We start from the raw sequence: 16365 nt of genomic DNA on the forward strand, positions 1-16365 counted from the left end.
AGACTCAAGGAATGCTCCGTATGGCACGAACGGTACTGCCCTTGGATTGCCGGAGAATTCCATGCTGATTAACGTTACCGCAGGTAGCATGAGGAGAAAGCGCTGCCTTAACATCAAGTCCGCACGCCCTCCGGAAGGCACTTTCATGCCTCTTGCCGGGGGCGGCCATCGGCTTGGCCAAGCTTAGGTCGTTACTAACAAATCCTTGGTCTCCTGAGAGATCACCTGCTGCATACTTGACTTGATAATGGCGCAGCCGGCGGTCAGATGCTCCATAGAGACGGTAAGCGGAGGCATGATCTTCAGCACACAATCTCCTCTGCCGGCTCTTTCAATGATGAGCCCGTTCTCGAAGCTGATATCCGTCACCCGCTTCGCCCCGGCTTCATCCATGAACCCCGAGACGTCAATGCCCCAGATCAGGCCGAGTCCGCGGATGGCGATGGACGGATGCAGAGGCTTGATTTCTTGATCAAGGAACGAGCGCACATACTCTTCCTTCTGCTTCACCTGAGCTTCCAGTTCGGTTCTGTCCCGGAACTCGAGAGCAGCCTTCGCGGCCACAAAAGCCAGCTGGTTGCCGCGGAAGGTGCCGTTGTGCTCGCCCGGCGTCCAGATATCCAGTTCGGGCTTCAGCAGCAGGAGGGACATTGGCAGGCCGTACCCGCTGATCGACTTCGACAGGGTAATGAGATCCGGCTCGATCCCTGCACGTTCGAAGGAGAAGAATTCGCCTGTCCGACCGCATCCTACTTGAATCTCGTCTGTAATGAGCAGAATATCGTGCCTGCGGCAAAGCTGCTGCAGCTCGCGTAGCCACTGCGCGTCGACAACGTGAATTCCTCCTTCGGCTTGTACCGTTTCAAGCAGGATCGCGGCCGGCTTATCGATTCCGGAGTGCGAATCAGTCAGGATATTCTCGATATAGCCGAGCGTATCCATTTCTGCGAAAGCCCCGCTCGGGTGCGGCATGAACGTAACTCCGTCCAGAGGGAGCCCCGCCCCTTCTCTCATGGACTTGGAGCTTGTCGCCGACAGACTGCCGAGCGACATGCCGTGGAAGCCACCCATGAATGCGAATATTCCACTTCTCTTCTTCGCCTTGCGTGCGAGCTTCAGGGCCGCTTCCACCGCATTCGTCCCTGTTGGACCGCAGAATTGAAGCTTGTAATTCAGCTTCTTCGGCTCCAGGATCCGCTCTGAGAAGCTCTGGATGAATTCACGTTTGGCCATTGTATACATATCCAGACCGTGCATAATCCGGTCGGAGGTCAAGTAATCAAGAACCCGGTCTTTAATATAATCGTTGTTATGACCGTAATTGAGTGCCCCGGCACCTGCAAAGAAATCAATATATGCTCTTCCGTCCTCAGAATATAAAAGGTCTCCCTTGGCCCGGTCGAATACCACCGGAAAACTTCTGCAGTAAGATCTTACGTTGGATTCCAGCTTTTCAAAAATGCTCACTCACTTCATCCTCCATCGGAATTGGGATAAGGTTGGCTCCATCTTTCTGAACCTTCCTTTCTGAACCTTCTGACGTCATGGAGCAACATATTCTAGGCTGTCATTTTCCACAATTGTTGGTCCCCGCATGCCGGCTTGTTGGTTAGCCAGTAGACTGGTCTCTCGCACACAGCTTGGATGGGTATAAAAAACCCTACAATTCCATTTATTAGAATAATAGGGAATAAGACCTAGGTTGAATTATATCAAAATTTACAAGAATGTATAGTGAAATTTTTGTTAAATATAGTCATTATAATGTTAAATTTGGTTCACGAAACATAATGTGTTAACATTTTTCATTAAAAAGAGTGAATAGCAAGGAAACGTTGGGAATGGTTTTACATCAATCGAGGAATTCGACGCGTGTTGACATTCAGCCATGAAACAGGATAATTTGGTATATATTACCTTTTTAATATTCTTTGCCAGTGTTCCGCATTGCATTAACTTAACATGATTACCTGACCAATTTCTGAAAGTCTGGCTGAAGCTGCCCGCAGCATCCAAACGGATGGCAGCCAACATCGTTTTGTATCACGCCTTCTTCTCTACACCTCCGTTAGAATAAAGGGTAAATATATTCTGCTCCTCCTCATCAAACCATACGCGAGATTTTCCTCATACGCTTTTCTATGTCCTTCACTCATTTACATATAGATTACAATGGCGTTCTGAATCCAAGTTGAACAGACAATGATTTCACTTCGCGTAATAAGCTTCTTCATCCAGCAAATTGTTGCTTCTTGGCATACCATTTTGTGAGTCACTGAAAGATGTTCCAGTCCCATTTGGCCATCTTCCTTTATTGTTCAAATGATCCCGTATGCCCGATCCACATCCTTCTTGGGGAAATATTTGCACTTACGAGTTGCGAATGTTAATGACTCTCTTTAAGAAGTTGATGACATAAATTTACAATGTACAAACACAAATAAGGTGGTTCTAATATTCAGAACCACCCTCCTGAAACATCAAAAAAGTCCTGATGACTTAGAGTCATCAGGACCATATTTTGTTTATACTTTATTAATTTACTGAATCTATTGATCAACCCATTATCCATGTCATTGGACAACAGTTCGTGTAGTTCCATACTTTTGTAAATGGTTCTACACTTATTTATCATTGGAAAATAAACTAATTTGTACAGAATAACTTACTCAACCGTTACACTTTTCGCCAGGTTACGTGGTTTATCCACATCATGACCCAGTGCCAGGGAAGCATAATATGCCAGCAATTGCAGCGCAACTACAGACAAAGCAGGGCTAAGCAGTGGCAGCGTCTTAGGAATTGCAAATGCTTGGTCTACGGATTTCAGCAATGGTGCTACGTGCTCTTCATACGTAATTGCCAATACATCTGCGCCACGTGCTTTTACTTCCTTAATGTTGCTCACTGTTTTCTCAAGTACGTTCTCTTGCGTTGCCAAGGCAATAACAGGGATGCCGTCTTCGATCAATGCGAGCGTACCGTGTTTCAGCTCACCCGCAGCATACGCTTCGGAGTGAATGTAAGAGATCTCTTTCAGCTTCAAAGATCCTTCTTGAGCTACTGCGTAGTCAAGACCACGACCAATGAAGAAGAGATGTTCATGTTTAGAGATTTGCTCTGCATATCCTTTGATTGCCTCCGCTTGCTCCAACATGGATTCCACTTGCTCAGGCAATGCTTGCATTGCTGCCAGCGTGTGTTCAATCTCTTCTGCAGATTGAGTACCACGAACTTGTGCAAGGTACAGACCAAGCAAGTTGAACGCGATCAACTGCGAAGTATACGCTTTGGTAGAAGCTACTGCAATCTCCGGACCTGCCAATGTTGCGATAACATCATCTGCATCACGTGCAATGGAGCTGCCCACTACGTTTGTGATTGCCAGTACATGCGCACCATTGGATTGTGCTTCACGCAATGCAGCAAGCGTATCGGCAGTTTCACCGGATTGGCTCACTACGATTACAAGTGTATCTTTGTGCACGATTGGGGAACGGTAACGGTACTCGGAAGCCACATCTGTTTCAACCGGAATACGTACCAATTGCTCAATCACTGTACGTCCAACCAGACCTGCATGGTACGCTGTACCACATGCAATGATTTGAACGTTACGAATATTTTTAATTTGTTCTTCAGTCATTTTCAACTCAGGAAGTTGAACTTTTTTGCCTTCATTATCGATGCGACCCAGCATAGTATCACGATATGCTTTTGGTTGCTCATGAATTTCTTTCAGCATGAAGTGCTCGAATCCGCCTTTTTCTGCGGTTACAGCATCCCAATCGACACGAATCATTTCCCGAGAAATAAAGTTGCCTTCAATCGTCATCAATTCGACAGCATCATGTGTCAATACAGCCATTTCACCATCATTCAGAATGTACACGTTACGTGTATGTTCCAAAATTGCCGGGATGTCGGAACCAATGAAGTTCTCGCCTTCACCAATACCAATAATCAATGGGCTCGCTTGACGCACAGCTACGAGTTTCTCAGGCTCATGCTCTGTCAATACACCCAGTGCAAATGCGCCACGCAACAACGTGATCACTTTTTGTACTGTTTTGACGATATCACCATTGTATTCACGTGCGATCAGGTGAGAGATAACCTCAGTATCTGTCTCGGAAGTGAACGTGTGACCTTGAGCCATCAATTCATCCTTCAGATCCAGGTAGTTCTCAATAATACCGTTATGCACAACAGAGAACTTCTGGCTTCCATCTGTGTGTGGATGAGAGTTCTCATCCGATGGTTTACCATGAGTTGCCCAACGTGTATGTCCGATTCCGGCATTACCTACCAGTGGTGCACCATCCAGCTTGGCTTCAAGGTTCGCAAGACGACCAAGAGCTTTCGTGATTTGCAGACCTTCCGGTGTGAATACCGCGATACCTGCAGAATCATAACCACGATACTCGAGTTTCTTTAATCCTTCGACCAATACCGATTGAGTGTTCTTATTACCAATATATCCAACAATACCGCACATAATTTATTTCCTCCGTTTGTATATGAATACTGTGTCACGAAGAGAAACAGGCAGAGGCGGCACATCGGAAAAATGAGTGATTGCCTAGCGTTTCATGAATACTTGGTACTTATTCAATTATCAATGATCAGAGCGACCTCGTGTCGCCCCGCTGTCATCATAAGCTGTTATGAATGCAATCATGAATGTACATCATTTTCCCGTCCGCGTACTGTTTACGCTCTTCACGCACATTCATTTGAATTTTAGTTTAACTCCTGCACCTGCACCGGCGCGTTGTGTGGACAGTCACCTATCCATTTTCCGCAATCCGGTTTACGGCTCTGGTGCTTCACCGGGAGGTCCCCGCCGAACAATCCGAACACCTCCACCTCGTCAGCTTGATTGCCGTTGATCTTAATCAGCCGTTCTTCAACCTAGAAGAAATCCTGATCAACATCATCCCGCGCAACTCCAAGCTCTGGCGCTTGTGTAACTGTAACCTTACGTTCCTCACTTTCTGTGTCTGAATGACGACTCCACTCATTATATGCACGTCAGGTCCATTTTGCAATGGAGCAAAGTACCTGTGACAATTTTAGCATATTTACCTACAATCCCGACCGGATAAACGGACCTATGGTCTCATCAGGCCGGGACGCAGGAATATCCATCATTAGAGGTAATTCAAAAATTCCGCTTTTGATTACGAATCATGCCTAACGGCATCATCAGCATCGAATATGAAATTCAGCCGAAATGTCCGTTGCTCACGTAGTTTCCCTACGCTCCGCTACTCCATTTCTATCTTCATTCCATCTTCTTGGTACTGAAAACCAGACTTTTTGAACACGCACTATAAGTCCTAAATCATGTTATATTAAGCCTAGTTCTGCCAACAATTCCCTTAAGAAACCGTATGCCGAAGGTATCTCTTACATCTTCCAGTACTATACCAGTTCTTTTTGCACTACATCTGCGATTTGAGACACAAATTGTTCAAGTTCGTCTTTATCTGGTCCTTCCGCCATAACACGGATCAGAGATTCAGTACCTGAAGCACGAACGAGTACACGTCCATTATCCCCGAGTTGTTGTTCTACTGTAGCGATAGCTTGCTCGATTGCAGCATTACCCTCGTATTTGCTCTTATCTTCAACACGCACATTCACCAATACTTGTGGGTACTGGGTCATTAGCGCTTTTAGTTCACTCAGTTTTTTACCGGAAGCCTTGAGCGTATCCACGAGTTGAATCGCAGTCAGCATACCGTCTCCAGTTGTATTGTAATCCAGGAAAATAACATGACCAGACTGCTCTCCGCCCAAGTTGTAACCGCCGCGACGCATTTCCTCCATCACATAACGGTCACCTACTGCCGTTTTAGCTGTTTTCAGTGCAAGTTTCTCCGTTGCTTTGTAGAATCCGATGTTACTCATAACGGTCGATACAACAGTACTGTCCTTCAACTTGCCTGCACGATTCATCGCATCACCGCAGATACACAGAATGAAGTCTCCATCCACCTCAGCGCCTGTCTCATCAATAGCAATCAGACGATCCGCATCCCCGTCAAAAGCAAGACCCAGATCCGCTTTATGTTTAAGCACTTCTTGTTTCAGGTTCTCTGGATGAGTTGATCCACATTGCTCATTAATATTCAGGCCGTTAGGCTCAGCGCCAATGGCAATGACTTCTGCACCAAGTTCACTGAACAATTTCGGTGCCAGCTCATAAGCTGCTCCGTTTGCACAGTCCAGAACAATTTTAAGTCCAGAGAACGATTCATTTACAGTCGTTTTCAGGAAATCAAGGTAACGATAACGGGATTCTTCATCTGTCGTTACAGTACCCAGACCGCCACCAACTGGCCGTGGCAATTGATCTGTCTCCGCATCCATCAGTTCTTCAATCCGGTTCTCTGTTTCATCAGACAGCTTGAAGCCATCTCCGCCAAAGAACTTGATTCCGTTATCCTCAACCGGATTGTGGGAAGCTGAGATCATCACGCCCGCGTCAGCTTTCAACAAACGTGCAATATACGCCACTCCCGGAGTGGATACAACGCCCAGACGGATCACATCAGCGCCAATGGACAACAGACCTGCAACCAGTGCGGATTCCAACATCAATCCCGAGATTCGAGTATCCATGCCGATAACCACTTTTGGTCTTTCCACACCACCTGCAAGCACGTAACCACCACAACGTCCAATGCTGTAAGCCAGCTCTGCCGTTAACTCTTTATTGGCAACCCCTCTTACACCGTCTGTACCAAAATATTTCCCCATGATTTAACTCCTTCTATTCGCATCATATACGAGCACTATTATTATTTTTTAAGAATTTTAAAATTAGAACGTTTACGGATTTGAGCCACTTTTACTGCTACTACCACTGTTATTATTTAAATTACCTCGATTGGTTGTGCTCCCCTGTTGACTCTGATCCTGAGTATCCGTATTCGATTCCGTTTCTTCTTCATCAGGAACAGGCTCGGTTTCCCCGTTTTCGACCTCGGCTGGTGAAGGGTCAGGTGCTACCGTTCCCTCGTCAGTCGGATCTTCGCTAGGCGTAGTTGTGGTGTCCTCAGCCTTTTCGCTAATTTTGACCGTTGCACTCAGAGCATTAGATGATTCATCCAGTTTGGCATAACGGGGCAGGTCGGCTTCAAGCTTAATCTCATGCGTTCCGACCGCAAGTCCAGCAAGATCCCCCGTCAACGTGAGATCATCACTACTCAGACCCTCAAGCATACTTGCCGAGCCTGTAAGCGTAAGGTTAAGACCGCCACTTTTAGGCGTAACGAGTGTACCTTCAAGCCCATTCCCCGCACCGGTAAGTGTGATGGGGACGTTCGGAAAGACTTTGGTTGTCTCCTCCGCCTCGTCAAATGGGGATATGGTTACCTTGATCTGAATCGAACTAGGCTCGATTTTCTCAAAACCGGAAGGCGGCGTCAAGTCCACGTTAACTGTCGACGTACCTGACTGCTCAAACTGCGTTAGATCAAGGGTTACTTGGTCGTAGGCCTGTATACCCGCAAGCGCATTCTCTGATCCATAAACCGAGACTTCTTTCACGCTTGGCTCTACTGTGGAGAGTACCAGGCCTTCCGGAAGCTGTCCCGAATATTTGATTCTTAAGGGTACAGATGTATAGGGCTGATTGACCGGAACACGGACTTCAACCGTTTGAGGCGTTATAATCGCATTTTCAAGGACTTTGCCTTCAGCATCGTATGCTTGAAGTTTCACTTTTTTCTGTATGACATCTTCCTTCGCATCTTTCACGCTCACACTGCCCTGGATCTTCGCTACAGCCTCGAGTTGCCCTTCGGGCAGAGTTACCTTAACTGGCGTCGAAGGTTCAATTACGGGCGTTCCAGCGCTGTATCCGGCGGATGGTTCCCCTTCGGGTACAATATTCACATTGAAGGATTTGGTGCCCAATTTTTCTACATTCACCGTAACCATGGAAGGTTCCATTCTGACCACTTCTACACCGGAAGGCAGATCAGGTACGAGTGGCAGTGTATTGGACCCATCTTTCACCTGACTCAGATCGACCAGTACCTTGTAATCATCATTCGTAAAAACCGATGTCAACATCGAGCGCTGTCCTTTGATCTCCAGCCGGACCTCATCCGTACTTAATGAAGTAAGCACATAGCTGTTGCTGTCTAATCCATAAGGTTGAACAGGCACCGTACGTTCCACAACCTTGTTGGTTGTCCCTGTTGTAATCGTAGGGGTGGTTGGTACCTCATCCAGATGAATCATGAACCAGAGTAGCAGGCTCACCGCAAGTGCAAGTATTTTGGCAAAGTTATTATTGTTAAACCACTTATCCATTGTTACGTCCTCCCTTCCGTTTCCAGAAGGTTGTCCAGCCATTCTTTTTCAGATTGGATGTAGGGCGCAACTCCTCATACAGTTTGGCAATCAGCGATTCTTCCTTAATATCACGAACGACCTGTCCATTCATTGCAAGTGACACTTGTCCTGTCTCCTCGGAGACAACCAAACAGATCGCATCTGCAACTTCGGTAATCCCGATTGCTGCACGATGACGTGTTCCCAATTCCTTACTGATAAAAGGATTCTCTGATAATGGCAAATAACAAGCTGCCGCCGAAATCTGTTTTCCCTGTATAATAACGGCTCCATCATGGAGCGGTGTATTTGGAATAAAGATGTTAATCATCAGCTCTGAGCTGACCAGAGATTGCATCTTAATGCCCGATTCCGTGTAATCGTTCAGACCCGTTTCACGTTCAAACACGACCAAAGCGCCAATTTTACGCCGTGACAAATAATTAACAGACTTAATAATCTCACCAATTAACACGGTTAATTCTTCATCACTCGCTGCCGCTGAACGTCCAAACAGCTTACCGCGTCCCAATTGCTCCAGACCACGACGCAGTTCCGGCTGAAAGATAATGAACACCGCAACGACACCAAACGTAAACATCTGGTTCATTAACCACTTGAGCGTATACAGGTTTAGCCACGTACTTAATGCCCAGATCAGCACAAGGAACAGAATCCCTTTCAGGAGCTGAACCGCACGTGTCCCCCGCACAAGCAAAATCAGTTTGTACATAATATAGGTAACTATCAATATATCGATAACGTCCTTAATGGACTCTGTCCACGTTAAGTCAGCAAAATAATTCATAAGCCAGCCCCCGCTATCCCCATTGATGAGTAAACCCTGATCTCATATTAACCCATTAGGATTTTATATAATCCTTTGTCTCCGCGTTTTGCATCATTCGATTTGTGCAAAATGCGTATCTATATGTAGTAGTATGTTCTCTTTAGTATCTAGGTTATAACGTTAACGTTCAGGTTGCAAGTTACGGCAGTCTCAAACTGCACATAAACATCACATTTCCCATGAATTACAAAGTTTGCGTATAAAAAAAGAGTACCCCATGCAATCTGGAGGTACCCTGCTTGGTATATACCATTGAAGATTTTACCCTGTTCTAGCGATAAGCCACTTCATTTACCATATTGGTTATTTTGTACCAGAACCAGTCCAGCGCCTGATCAATACTTTTCACCTGACCTGAAATATGCGCGGTTGAAGCCTGAAACAGTTGTCCATCGATAACCGTCAGATTGCCGTTCACATCACCATATACTTGTGCGGTTCCATTTTCTATCGTAAGATCGCCAGCAATTGACTTACCTTCAGGAACAATAACCGTGTTACCCTGAATCACGATCTGGTCCAGATTATTTCCCTTAACAACCATCTCGTTATTCTGATTCCAGAAATTCAAGGCGCTAAAGAGCATCACGACCAAAAAGAAGGCTGCCGCCGTCAGCGCGGGATGTCCTTTGACCCATTTGAGCCATGCTTGCTGTCTCTTGGGCTGGGGCAGAGCATTCATAATTCGATTGGTCAGCTCATCAGAGGCAGACGGTGAATAGTGTTTCATGGCAAAGAGTAGCATTTCCGTCTGTTCCAACTCTTTAAAGCGCATGCGACAATCCGGACAGATCACAAGGTGACTTTTCAGTTCAACCTTCTGGGCCGGGGACAACGACTCATCCAAACATTCATGCATTAAAGAGACGGCCGAGTTGCAATCCATATGAGAGCCAATCCTTTCTTAAATCACTTAGTCCATGTGCCATTAAAAAGCACGCATAAGACTTGCATACATTACATACGCATCCGTTTCGGATATGTTTCAAATAATTTCGCCCATATTTAAAAGCGTTTAACATTTATAACTTGTACTCCAATTTTTTACGTAGAAAATCACGGCCCCGATGAACGCGTGTCTTAATCGTTGTTACGGGCATACCTGTCACGTCACTGATTTCCTGTAGCGACAAGTCCTGTAAATATCTCAAAATCATAACGGACTTATACTTGGCTGGCAAACTGTCAATAGCCTCACGAATGAGTGTCTGCGTTTCTGACAGGAGCGCTTCACTCTCCGGTGTACGATCATCACTCGGGAGCATCGCATAACCATCAGATCCTTCCTGGTCATTCAGTTCAGCATCCAAAGAGTATGAAGGTTTCTTTCTGCGCAGTCGGTCAATACACAGATTCGTTGCGATCCGGTATATCCAGGTTGAGAACTTCTGGTTCGGATCGTACTTCTCCATATTACGAAACACACGCAAAAACGTCTCCTGCACAACGTCTTCAGCTTCATGACGATTGTTCAGCATCCGGTATGCCAAATGAAATAGCTTGTCCTTATATAGTTCAACGATTTCTGCGAAGGCTCTCTGGTCTCCCTTGAGCACCAATTTCACAAGCCTGTTCTCCAAATTGTCCACCCTTATTCCCCCAGACATGCTGATGGGTCTTCCGTCTTCTGATACCCGTCCACACTTGTAATTCACCAATCAAATCGTAAATCAACTTTGGTCAAAAATCAAGACTGTATGACAAATATCCGCCAAAAACAGTAAAAACGGGAACTCCCGCAGGAGTCCCGTTTCATCTCTCACTCCGTAGAGCAGAGAATGGAGCTTTTATTCAACAAAGTAATGGGTTCTTTGTTACATATGATTATTCAAATGAAGCAGTTCAATCATCAACCTGTGTTACGCAGTCCTGCAGCGATGCCGTTAATTGTCAGCAACACTTCTCTGAGCAGTTCCGTATCATCCTCACCACGTTCACGCATATCTCTGAGCTCGCTCAGAAGTTGAACTTGCATGTAGGACAACGGATCTACATAAGGGTTACGAAGACGAATGGATTCTTGAATAACCGGTACATCATCCAGAATTTCAGCTTCTCCGGTAATTTTCAGGATCAACTCTTTTGTGAGTTTGAATTCGGCTTCAATCTGACCGTATATGCGATCACGGGCTTCCTTGTTCGAAGTCATTGCTGAATATTCTTTGGCAATCACCAGATCTGCCTTGGCTACGGCCATCTGTACCGTATCAATTAATGTACGGAAGAATGGGAAGCTTGCATACATTTCTTTCAGGACAACCAGATTTTCCTCTTTACCCTGATAGTAACTTTGCAATCCTGTTCCTGCCGCATACCATGCCGGAAGCAGATAACGACTTTGAGTCCATGCGAATACCCAAGGGATCGCTCTCAGATCTTCAAACTTATCACTATTTTTACGCTTGGATGGACGGGAGCCAATGTTCAGCTCACCAACCTCCGGAAGCGGCGTTGATTCTTTGAAGAATGTGAAGAAGTCTGGATCACGGAAAATCAGATCCTGATATTTCGTCAGAGATACTTCCGAAATCTCTTTGATGATGCTGTCCCAATGACGCTCGGATGCTGACTCTTGCGGCTCAAGCCCATTAAGTGCTGCTGTGATTAGAGCCGAAGTTGCCTGCTCCAGACTGCGGTATGCAATCCCCTGAAGGGAATAACGGGAAGAAATAACCTCTCCCTGCTCCGTAATCTTGATGCCCCCACCAATCGTATGTGGTGGTTGAGCAAGAATACTGCGGTTGAGTGGCATGCCGCCACGTCCCAGAGCCCCGCCACGTCCATGGAAGAACTTCAGCTTAACGCCATGTTCATTACCTACAGCCGTGATGGCATTCATTGCTACACGCAGTTCCCAGTTGGCTGTAACCACTCCGCCATCCTTGTTACTGTCAGAATAACCAAGCATGATTTCATGCAGTTCATTCCGTCCTTTTACGCTTGCGCGGTATACAGGAAGGTTGAACAGCTTCTGCATAATGTCCGAAGCCGCATGTAGATCATCAATCGTTTCAAACAGTGGTACCGCTTGAAGAGTAGATACAACCTCACCATTGTGTCCTTTGGTGAATAAGCCCACTTCCTTGGCAAATACCATAACCTCCAGCAAATCACTTGCGCCCTGCGTCATACTGATCAGGTAACTTGTGATACAGCCGTTCCCAAATTCGTTTTGGGCACGCTTAATGGTACGGAAGACATCCAGACATTCTTTGGTTCCCTCCGTGTATTGGTGATAAGGAGAAGTAAGCGGACGTGGATCATCCAGCAAACGAGCAAGCAGATCGATTTTACCGTCTTCAGTCAGACGCGCATAATCCTCTACAATGTTCATTTTCGCCAAAATCTCCGACATCGCATTTTCATGTTCCTTACTGTGCTGACGCACATCCAATGCTGCGGTATGGAAACCAAACAACTCGACTTGACGAATCATTTTGCGAATGGTTGTATCTGCTACGTAATCGGCAAAATGATGGCGCAGACTTCGATCAATAATCATCAGTTCATCAATCAAATCCTGTGCGCTATGATAACGGTCAGGCTGACCTAATTTGTTCTCGTCCAGTACATTGTTCAGCTTGGCAATCATATAAGCCAATTTGATGCGGTATGGCTCTTTTTCATTCCGCCAGATATCCACTTTTTTCAATGTAACAGAATTACGGTCCTGCTCAATCGACTGCACCAGCTCATCCGATACGTGAATGATGTTCGTGCTGAAGCTGAGATGGCCCATAAGTTCAATCATAATCCGTTGGTATTCACGCAAAGCGAGCTTGCGTTGCATCAACAGTGTCTGCCATGTTACATCTGAAGTTACCGAAGGATTTCCATCCCGGTCTCCACCGATCCAGGAACCGAACCGCAAATACGTCGGCACATGCCAGTCATGGTCAGGATAAAATTTGTTCAGGCAGCGTTCCAGCTCCTGATATACATCCGGAAGTACGTGGAACAACGTTTCATGAAAGTAATACATCCCGTTCCGCACTTCATCAAGCACAGTCGGTTTACGGTCACGAAGCTCATCAGTCTGCCATAGTGTAATGACTTCGTTCAGCAACTTCTCCCGCAACTGTTCACGTTCACGCAACGTCAGCGTAGGATTATCAAGTGACATGACATCTTCGGATATCCGCTTGTGGATGTCCAGAATAACCCGGCGCATGGCTTCGGTTGGGTGAGCTGTCATAACGAGTTCCAGTGACAAATCATCAAGAATCTCTTCCACCTCTGTATGAGACAGTCCACGTTCCTTAAGATCCTGTACTGCTTTCTCAATCGATCCTGGCTGCACAGCGTCCCCAGCAGAACGTTCATAATCCCGTTTACGCCGGATCCGATGGTTTTGTTCAGCAATATTAACTAATTGAAAATAAATAGCGAAAGCCCGAATAACCTGGTGACGATTGTCCGAGTCTAATTCCTGGATCATCGTTTTGAACTCTGCATAGAGTTCTGGCAGAAATTCTGCACGCAACGATTTGCTCGTTTCCCGAATCTTCTCAACGATATCTAGAAGCTCCGTGCCGCCTTGATGGACAAGAACTTCTCCGAGTATATTGCCCAGGAACCGCACGTCTCGCCGAAGCAGGTTGTTGGATTGGCTTTTGCTGGCGGTTACCATAGTTTCAGTCATGCTTATCCTCCCATCTGATCGTTCCATTCGTACGCGTAAATTTGACACCTTCATAACATCATACAATAAAATGGTACGAAAATCTTTATTTTTCTACTAGAAAAAATGGGGATTATCCCCGATTTACAGCACAAAAACACGCTTTTTTATTCATTTTCTTGTTCTGCTTCAATTAATGGTCATATGCTGTCGCATGATACCTTTTTCACGTACTTTAGATAAATCAAATGTCTCATACCTATGCTTAAAAATTTATAAATATACAGTTACTTTAGATATGATCCATCGTACCTGATCGTAAGGTTAAACCGTATAATTTCATTATTTGAGAACAGATGATATACAAAGAAACATGACCGGCAAAGCAAGCTTTTGTATACTTTACCACAGTGATGTAATAAATTAAAGATAAAATTAAAAATTCCTTCCCAATACAAGTCTGCTTACCAGGGGTCTTTCTTATGTATGTTCCTAACCTACTGTAATTGTAGGGATATCTTAACAGACCATTTCTACATAATGTTCTTAGCTTTTTGGGCAGATTAATCTATAGCTCTTACTAAAAAGGAGGAACTTAAATGATGAAGAAGGGTACAACAATTATTGCTTCCGTGCTTCTGGTGGCCGCGATGGCAGGCCCTGCTGCTGCTGATGGTCAAATGTCCAAAGGTGTGGATACCAACACCAACGGTTCACGTGTTCGCTCTTATCAGGACACCAACTACATGGACCGCACAAACACTAATTCCAACATGAATATGAATATGGATGGAAACTACCGCAACAATGGTGACTATCGTACCAACAATGTTCGGGCGAACGCCACTACGAACGACCGTGATAATGGTATGGATTGGGGCTGGCTTGGTTTGTTGGGACTACTGGGGCTAGCTGGCATGCGTAAAAGAGTGACGGATCGTAACGAACGTTAAATTGTGCGCTCTTCACTATACAATAGCTGCTACGTTTTAGAGGCAGCTCATCCACAGAGATAAACAGAAGAGCCAAGACCCCCTATTTGGATAGTAAAGGGTCTTGGCTCTTTTTTTAATAAACCTGTACTTGTACCTTACATAAAATAACTGCTAATTCTTACGTTAACAAAAGTAAAAAAGCCTCTGCATCTGCAAAGGCTCTTTCGTTATATCCTGTAAGCGGGTGATGGGAATCGAACCCACGCTATTAGCTTGGAAGGCTAAAGTTCTACCATTGAACTACACCCGCATAAACAAAAATCGGGATGACACGATTTGAACATGCGACCCCCTGGTCCCAAACCAGGTGCTCTACCAAGCTGAGCTACATCCCGATACTAAAAAAATAATGGCGCGCCCTGAGAGATTCGAACTCCCGGCCTTTTGATTCGTAGTCAAACGCTCTATCCAGCTGAGCTAAGGGCGCAAAATATTGGAGCGGAAGACGGGAATCGAACCCGCGACCCTCGCCTTGGCAAGGCGATGCTCTACCGCTGAGCCACTTCCGCAAATAAAGGATGCGCGTGGAGGGACTTGAACCCCCACGTCAAAGACGCTAGATCCTAAGTCTAGTGCGTCTGCCAATTCCGCCACACGCGCATATGATGGTGAGTCATGAAGGGCTCGAACCTTCGACACCCTGATTAAAAGTCAGGTGCTCTACCAACTGAGCTAATGACTCATACTAAAATGGCTGGGGATATAGGATTTGAACCTATGCATGACGGAGTCAAAGTCCGTTGCCTTACCGCTTGGCTAATCCCCAATAAAAAATATGGTGGAGGCTGAGGGGATCGAACCCCCGACCCTCTGCTTGTAAGGCAGATGCTCTCCCAGCTGAGCTAAGCCTCCAACTATATGACCCGTAGGGGATTCGAACCCCTGTTACCTCCGTGAAAGGGAGGTGTCTTAACCCCTTGACCAACGGGCCCCATTTCCAAAGCTCTCAACCGGGATCGAACCGGTGACCTCATCCTTACCATGGATGCACTCTACCTACTGAGCTATGAGAGCAAATGGCTCCCCGAACAGGGCTCGAACCTGTGACAACTCGATTAACAGTCGAGTGCTCTACCAACTGAGCTATCAGGGAATAATATGCATTTGCAAGGCAAATGCAATTCATCGTACAACGTCCACATGCAGAGCCTGTTTTCTATGTATGATGAAAGAGTTCGCTTGGCGGCGTCCTACTCTCCCAGGACCCTGCGGTCCAAGTACCATCGGCGCTAGAGGGCTTAACGGTCGTGTTCGGGATGGGTACGTGTGGAACCCCTCCGCCATCGCCACCAAACGCGTAGCTTACATTTCAGAGATCGTTCTCTGAAAACTAGATTCGAAACGAAACATGCGAATGACAACTTGCTATTGGATAAGCCCTCGACCGATTAGTACTGGTCAGCTCCATGCATTGCTGCACTTCCACCCCCAGCCTATCTACCTCGTCGTCTTCAAGGGGTCTTACATACTGGGAAATCTCATCTTGAGGGGGGCTTCACGCTTAGATGCTTTCAGCGTTTATCCCGTCCGTACATAGCTACCCAGCG

The 16365-nt window shown here is 46.0% G+C and carries 9 protein-coding genes, 11 tRNA genes and 2 rRNA genes; 1 reads left to right on the forward strand and 21 read right to left on the reverse strand.

All coding sequences use genetic code 11. The annotated features are described in order from the left end of the window. Positions 1–183: 183 nt before the first annotated feature. From ectB to ppc, 8 genes are all read right to left on the reverse strand, one after another. Entirely contained in the window at positions 184–1467 is a 1284-nt protein-coding gene (gene ectB / locus ACE04G_RS19495) for a diaminobutyrate--2-oxoglutarate transaminase (protein WP_076217242.1), read from the reverse strand. 1198 nt (positions 1468–2665) lie between these two features. Continuing rightward, positions 2666–4498: a glutamine--fructose-6-phosphate transaminase (isomerizing) gene (glmS, locus tag ACE04G_RS19500; protein WP_036668148.1), complete on the reverse strand. Its 1833-nt coding sequence runs from the start codon at positions 4496–4498 to the stop codon at positions 2666–2668. Positions 4499–5427: 929 nt separating this feature from the next. Continuing rightward, positions 5428–6768, reverse strand: a complete 1341-nt coding sequence (glmM, locus tag ACE04G_RS19505) for a phosphoglucosamine mutase (protein WP_017692121.1) — start codon at positions 6766–6768, stop codon at positions 5428–5430. A 72-nt stretch (positions 6769–6840) separates the two neighbouring features. After that, positions 6841–8331: a CdaR family protein gene (locus ACE04G_RS19510; protein ID WP_449004004.1), complete on the reverse strand. Its 1491-nt coding sequence runs from the start codon at positions 8329–8331 to the stop codon at positions 6841–6843. Beyond that, positions 8324–9160 carry a diadenylate cyclase CdaA gene (cdaA, locus tag ACE04G_RS19515; protein ID WP_047841664.1) on the reverse strand — a complete coding sequence of 279 codons (837 nt, stop codon included), beginning with the start codon at positions 9158–9160 and terminating at the stop codon, positions 8324–8326. Before cdaA ends, ACE04G_RS19510 begins: the two co-directional genes overlap by 8 nt. A gap of 313 nt (positions 9161–9473) precedes the next feature. Then, positions 9474–10088: a zf-HC2 domain-containing protein gene (locus ACE04G_RS19520; RefSeq protein WP_036614042.1), complete on the reverse strand. Its 615-nt coding sequence runs from the start codon at positions 10086–10088 to the stop codon at positions 9474–9476. A 136-nt stretch (positions 10089–10224) separates the two neighbouring features. Further along, positions 10225–10791: an RNA polymerase sigma factor SigW gene (gene sigW, locus ACE04G_RS19525; protein ID WP_017692117.1), complete on the reverse strand. Its 567-nt coding sequence runs from the start codon at positions 10789–10791 to the stop codon at positions 10225–10227. Between the two features lie 260 nt (positions 10792–11051). Next, positions 11052–13844, reverse strand: coding sequence for a phosphoenolpyruvate carboxylase (ppc, locus tag ACE04G_RS19530; RefSeq protein WP_076217238.1), 2793 nt, complete (start codon positions 13842–13844; stop codon positions 11052–11054). A 578-nt stretch (positions 13845–14422) separates the two neighbouring features. On the opposite strand from ppc, the gene ACE04G_RS19535 reads away from it, so the two are divergent. Beyond that, positions 14423–14776: a WGxxGxxG family protein gene (locus ACE04G_RS19535; RefSeq protein WP_260632706.1), complete on the forward strand. Its 354-nt coding sequence runs from the start codon at positions 14423–14425 to the stop codon at positions 14774–14776. Between the two features lie 221 nt (positions 14777–14997). Here the strand turns inward: ACE04G_RS19535 and ACE04G_RS19540 are convergent. From ACE04G_RS19540 to ACE04G_RS19600, 13 genes are all read right to left on the reverse strand, one after another. Then, positions 14998–15068: transfer RNA gene (locus ACE04G_RS19540), tRNA-Gly, on the reverse strand. A gap of 11 nt (positions 15069–15079) precedes the next feature. Next, positions 15080–15153 (reverse strand) — tRNA-Pro (locus ACE04G_RS19545). Positions 15154–15168: 15 nt separating this feature from the next. Next, positions 15169–15245: transfer RNA gene (locus ACE04G_RS19550), tRNA-Arg, on the reverse strand. A 7-nt stretch (positions 15246–15252) separates the two neighbouring features. Then, positions 15253–15327: transfer RNA gene (locus ACE04G_RS19555), tRNA-Gly, on the reverse strand. Positions 15328–15337: 10 nt separating this feature from the next. Next, a tRNA-Leu gene (locus tag ACE04G_RS19560) sits at positions 15338–15418 on the reverse strand. Positions 15419–15424: 6 nt separating this feature from the next. After that, positions 15425–15500 (reverse strand) — tRNA-Lys (locus tag ACE04G_RS19565). A 9-nt stretch (positions 15501–15509) separates the two neighbouring features. Beyond that, positions 15510–15584 (reverse strand) — tRNA-Gln (locus ACE04G_RS19570). A 10-nt stretch (positions 15585–15594) separates the two neighbouring features. Continuing rightward, positions 15595–15670, reverse strand: a tRNA-Val gene (locus ACE04G_RS19575). Positions 15671–15677: 7 nt separating this feature from the next. Continuing rightward, a tRNA-Glu gene (locus ACE04G_RS19580) sits at positions 15678–15749 on the reverse strand. 10 nt (positions 15750–15759) lie between these two features. Next, positions 15760–15832 (reverse strand) — tRNA-Thr (locus ACE04G_RS19585). Between the two features lie 3 nt (positions 15833–15835). Further along, positions 15836–15911: transfer RNA gene (locus ACE04G_RS19590), tRNA-Asn, on the reverse strand. A gap of 84 nt (positions 15912–15995) precedes the next feature. After that, a 5S ribosomal RNA gene (rrf, locus tag ACE04G_RS19595) occupies positions 15996–16112 on the reverse strand. 74 nt (positions 16113–16186) lie between these two features. After that, a 23S ribosomal RNA gene (locus tag ACE04G_RS19600) occupies positions 16187–16365 on the reverse strand; the annotation flags it as partial.

This window comes from Paenibacillus sp. AGC31 (assembly GCF_057334655.1).

Bases quoted from the DNA above. Each gene is read 5' to 3' on its own strand.
- ACE04G_RS19510 (WP_449004004.1), bottom strand. From the start codon at position 8,331: ATGGATAAGTGGTTTAACAATAATAACTTTGCCAAAATACTTGCACTT.
- ppc (WP_076217238.1), bottom strand. From the start codon at position 13,844: ATGACTGAAACTATGGTAACCGCCAGCAAAAGCCAATCCAACAACCTG.
- glmS (WP_036668148.1), bottom strand. From the start codon at position 4,498: ATGTGCGGTATTGTTGGATATATTGGTAATAAGAACACTCAATCGGTA.
- cdaA (WP_047841664.1), bottom strand. From the start codon at position 9,160: ATGAATTATTTTGCTGACTTAACGTGGACAGAGTCCATTAAGGACGTT.
- ACE04G_RS19520 (WP_036614042.1), bottom strand. From the start codon at position 10,088: ATGGATTGCAACTCGGCCGTCTCTTTAATGCATGAATGTTTGGATGAG.
- glmM (WP_017692121.1), bottom strand. From the start codon at position 6,768: ATGGGGAAATATTTTGGTACAGACGGTGTAAGAGGGGTTGCCAATAAA.
- ACE04G_RS19535 (WP_260632706.1), top strand. From the start codon at position 14,423: ATGATGAAGAAGGGTACAACAATTATTGCTTCCGTGCTTCTGGTGGCC.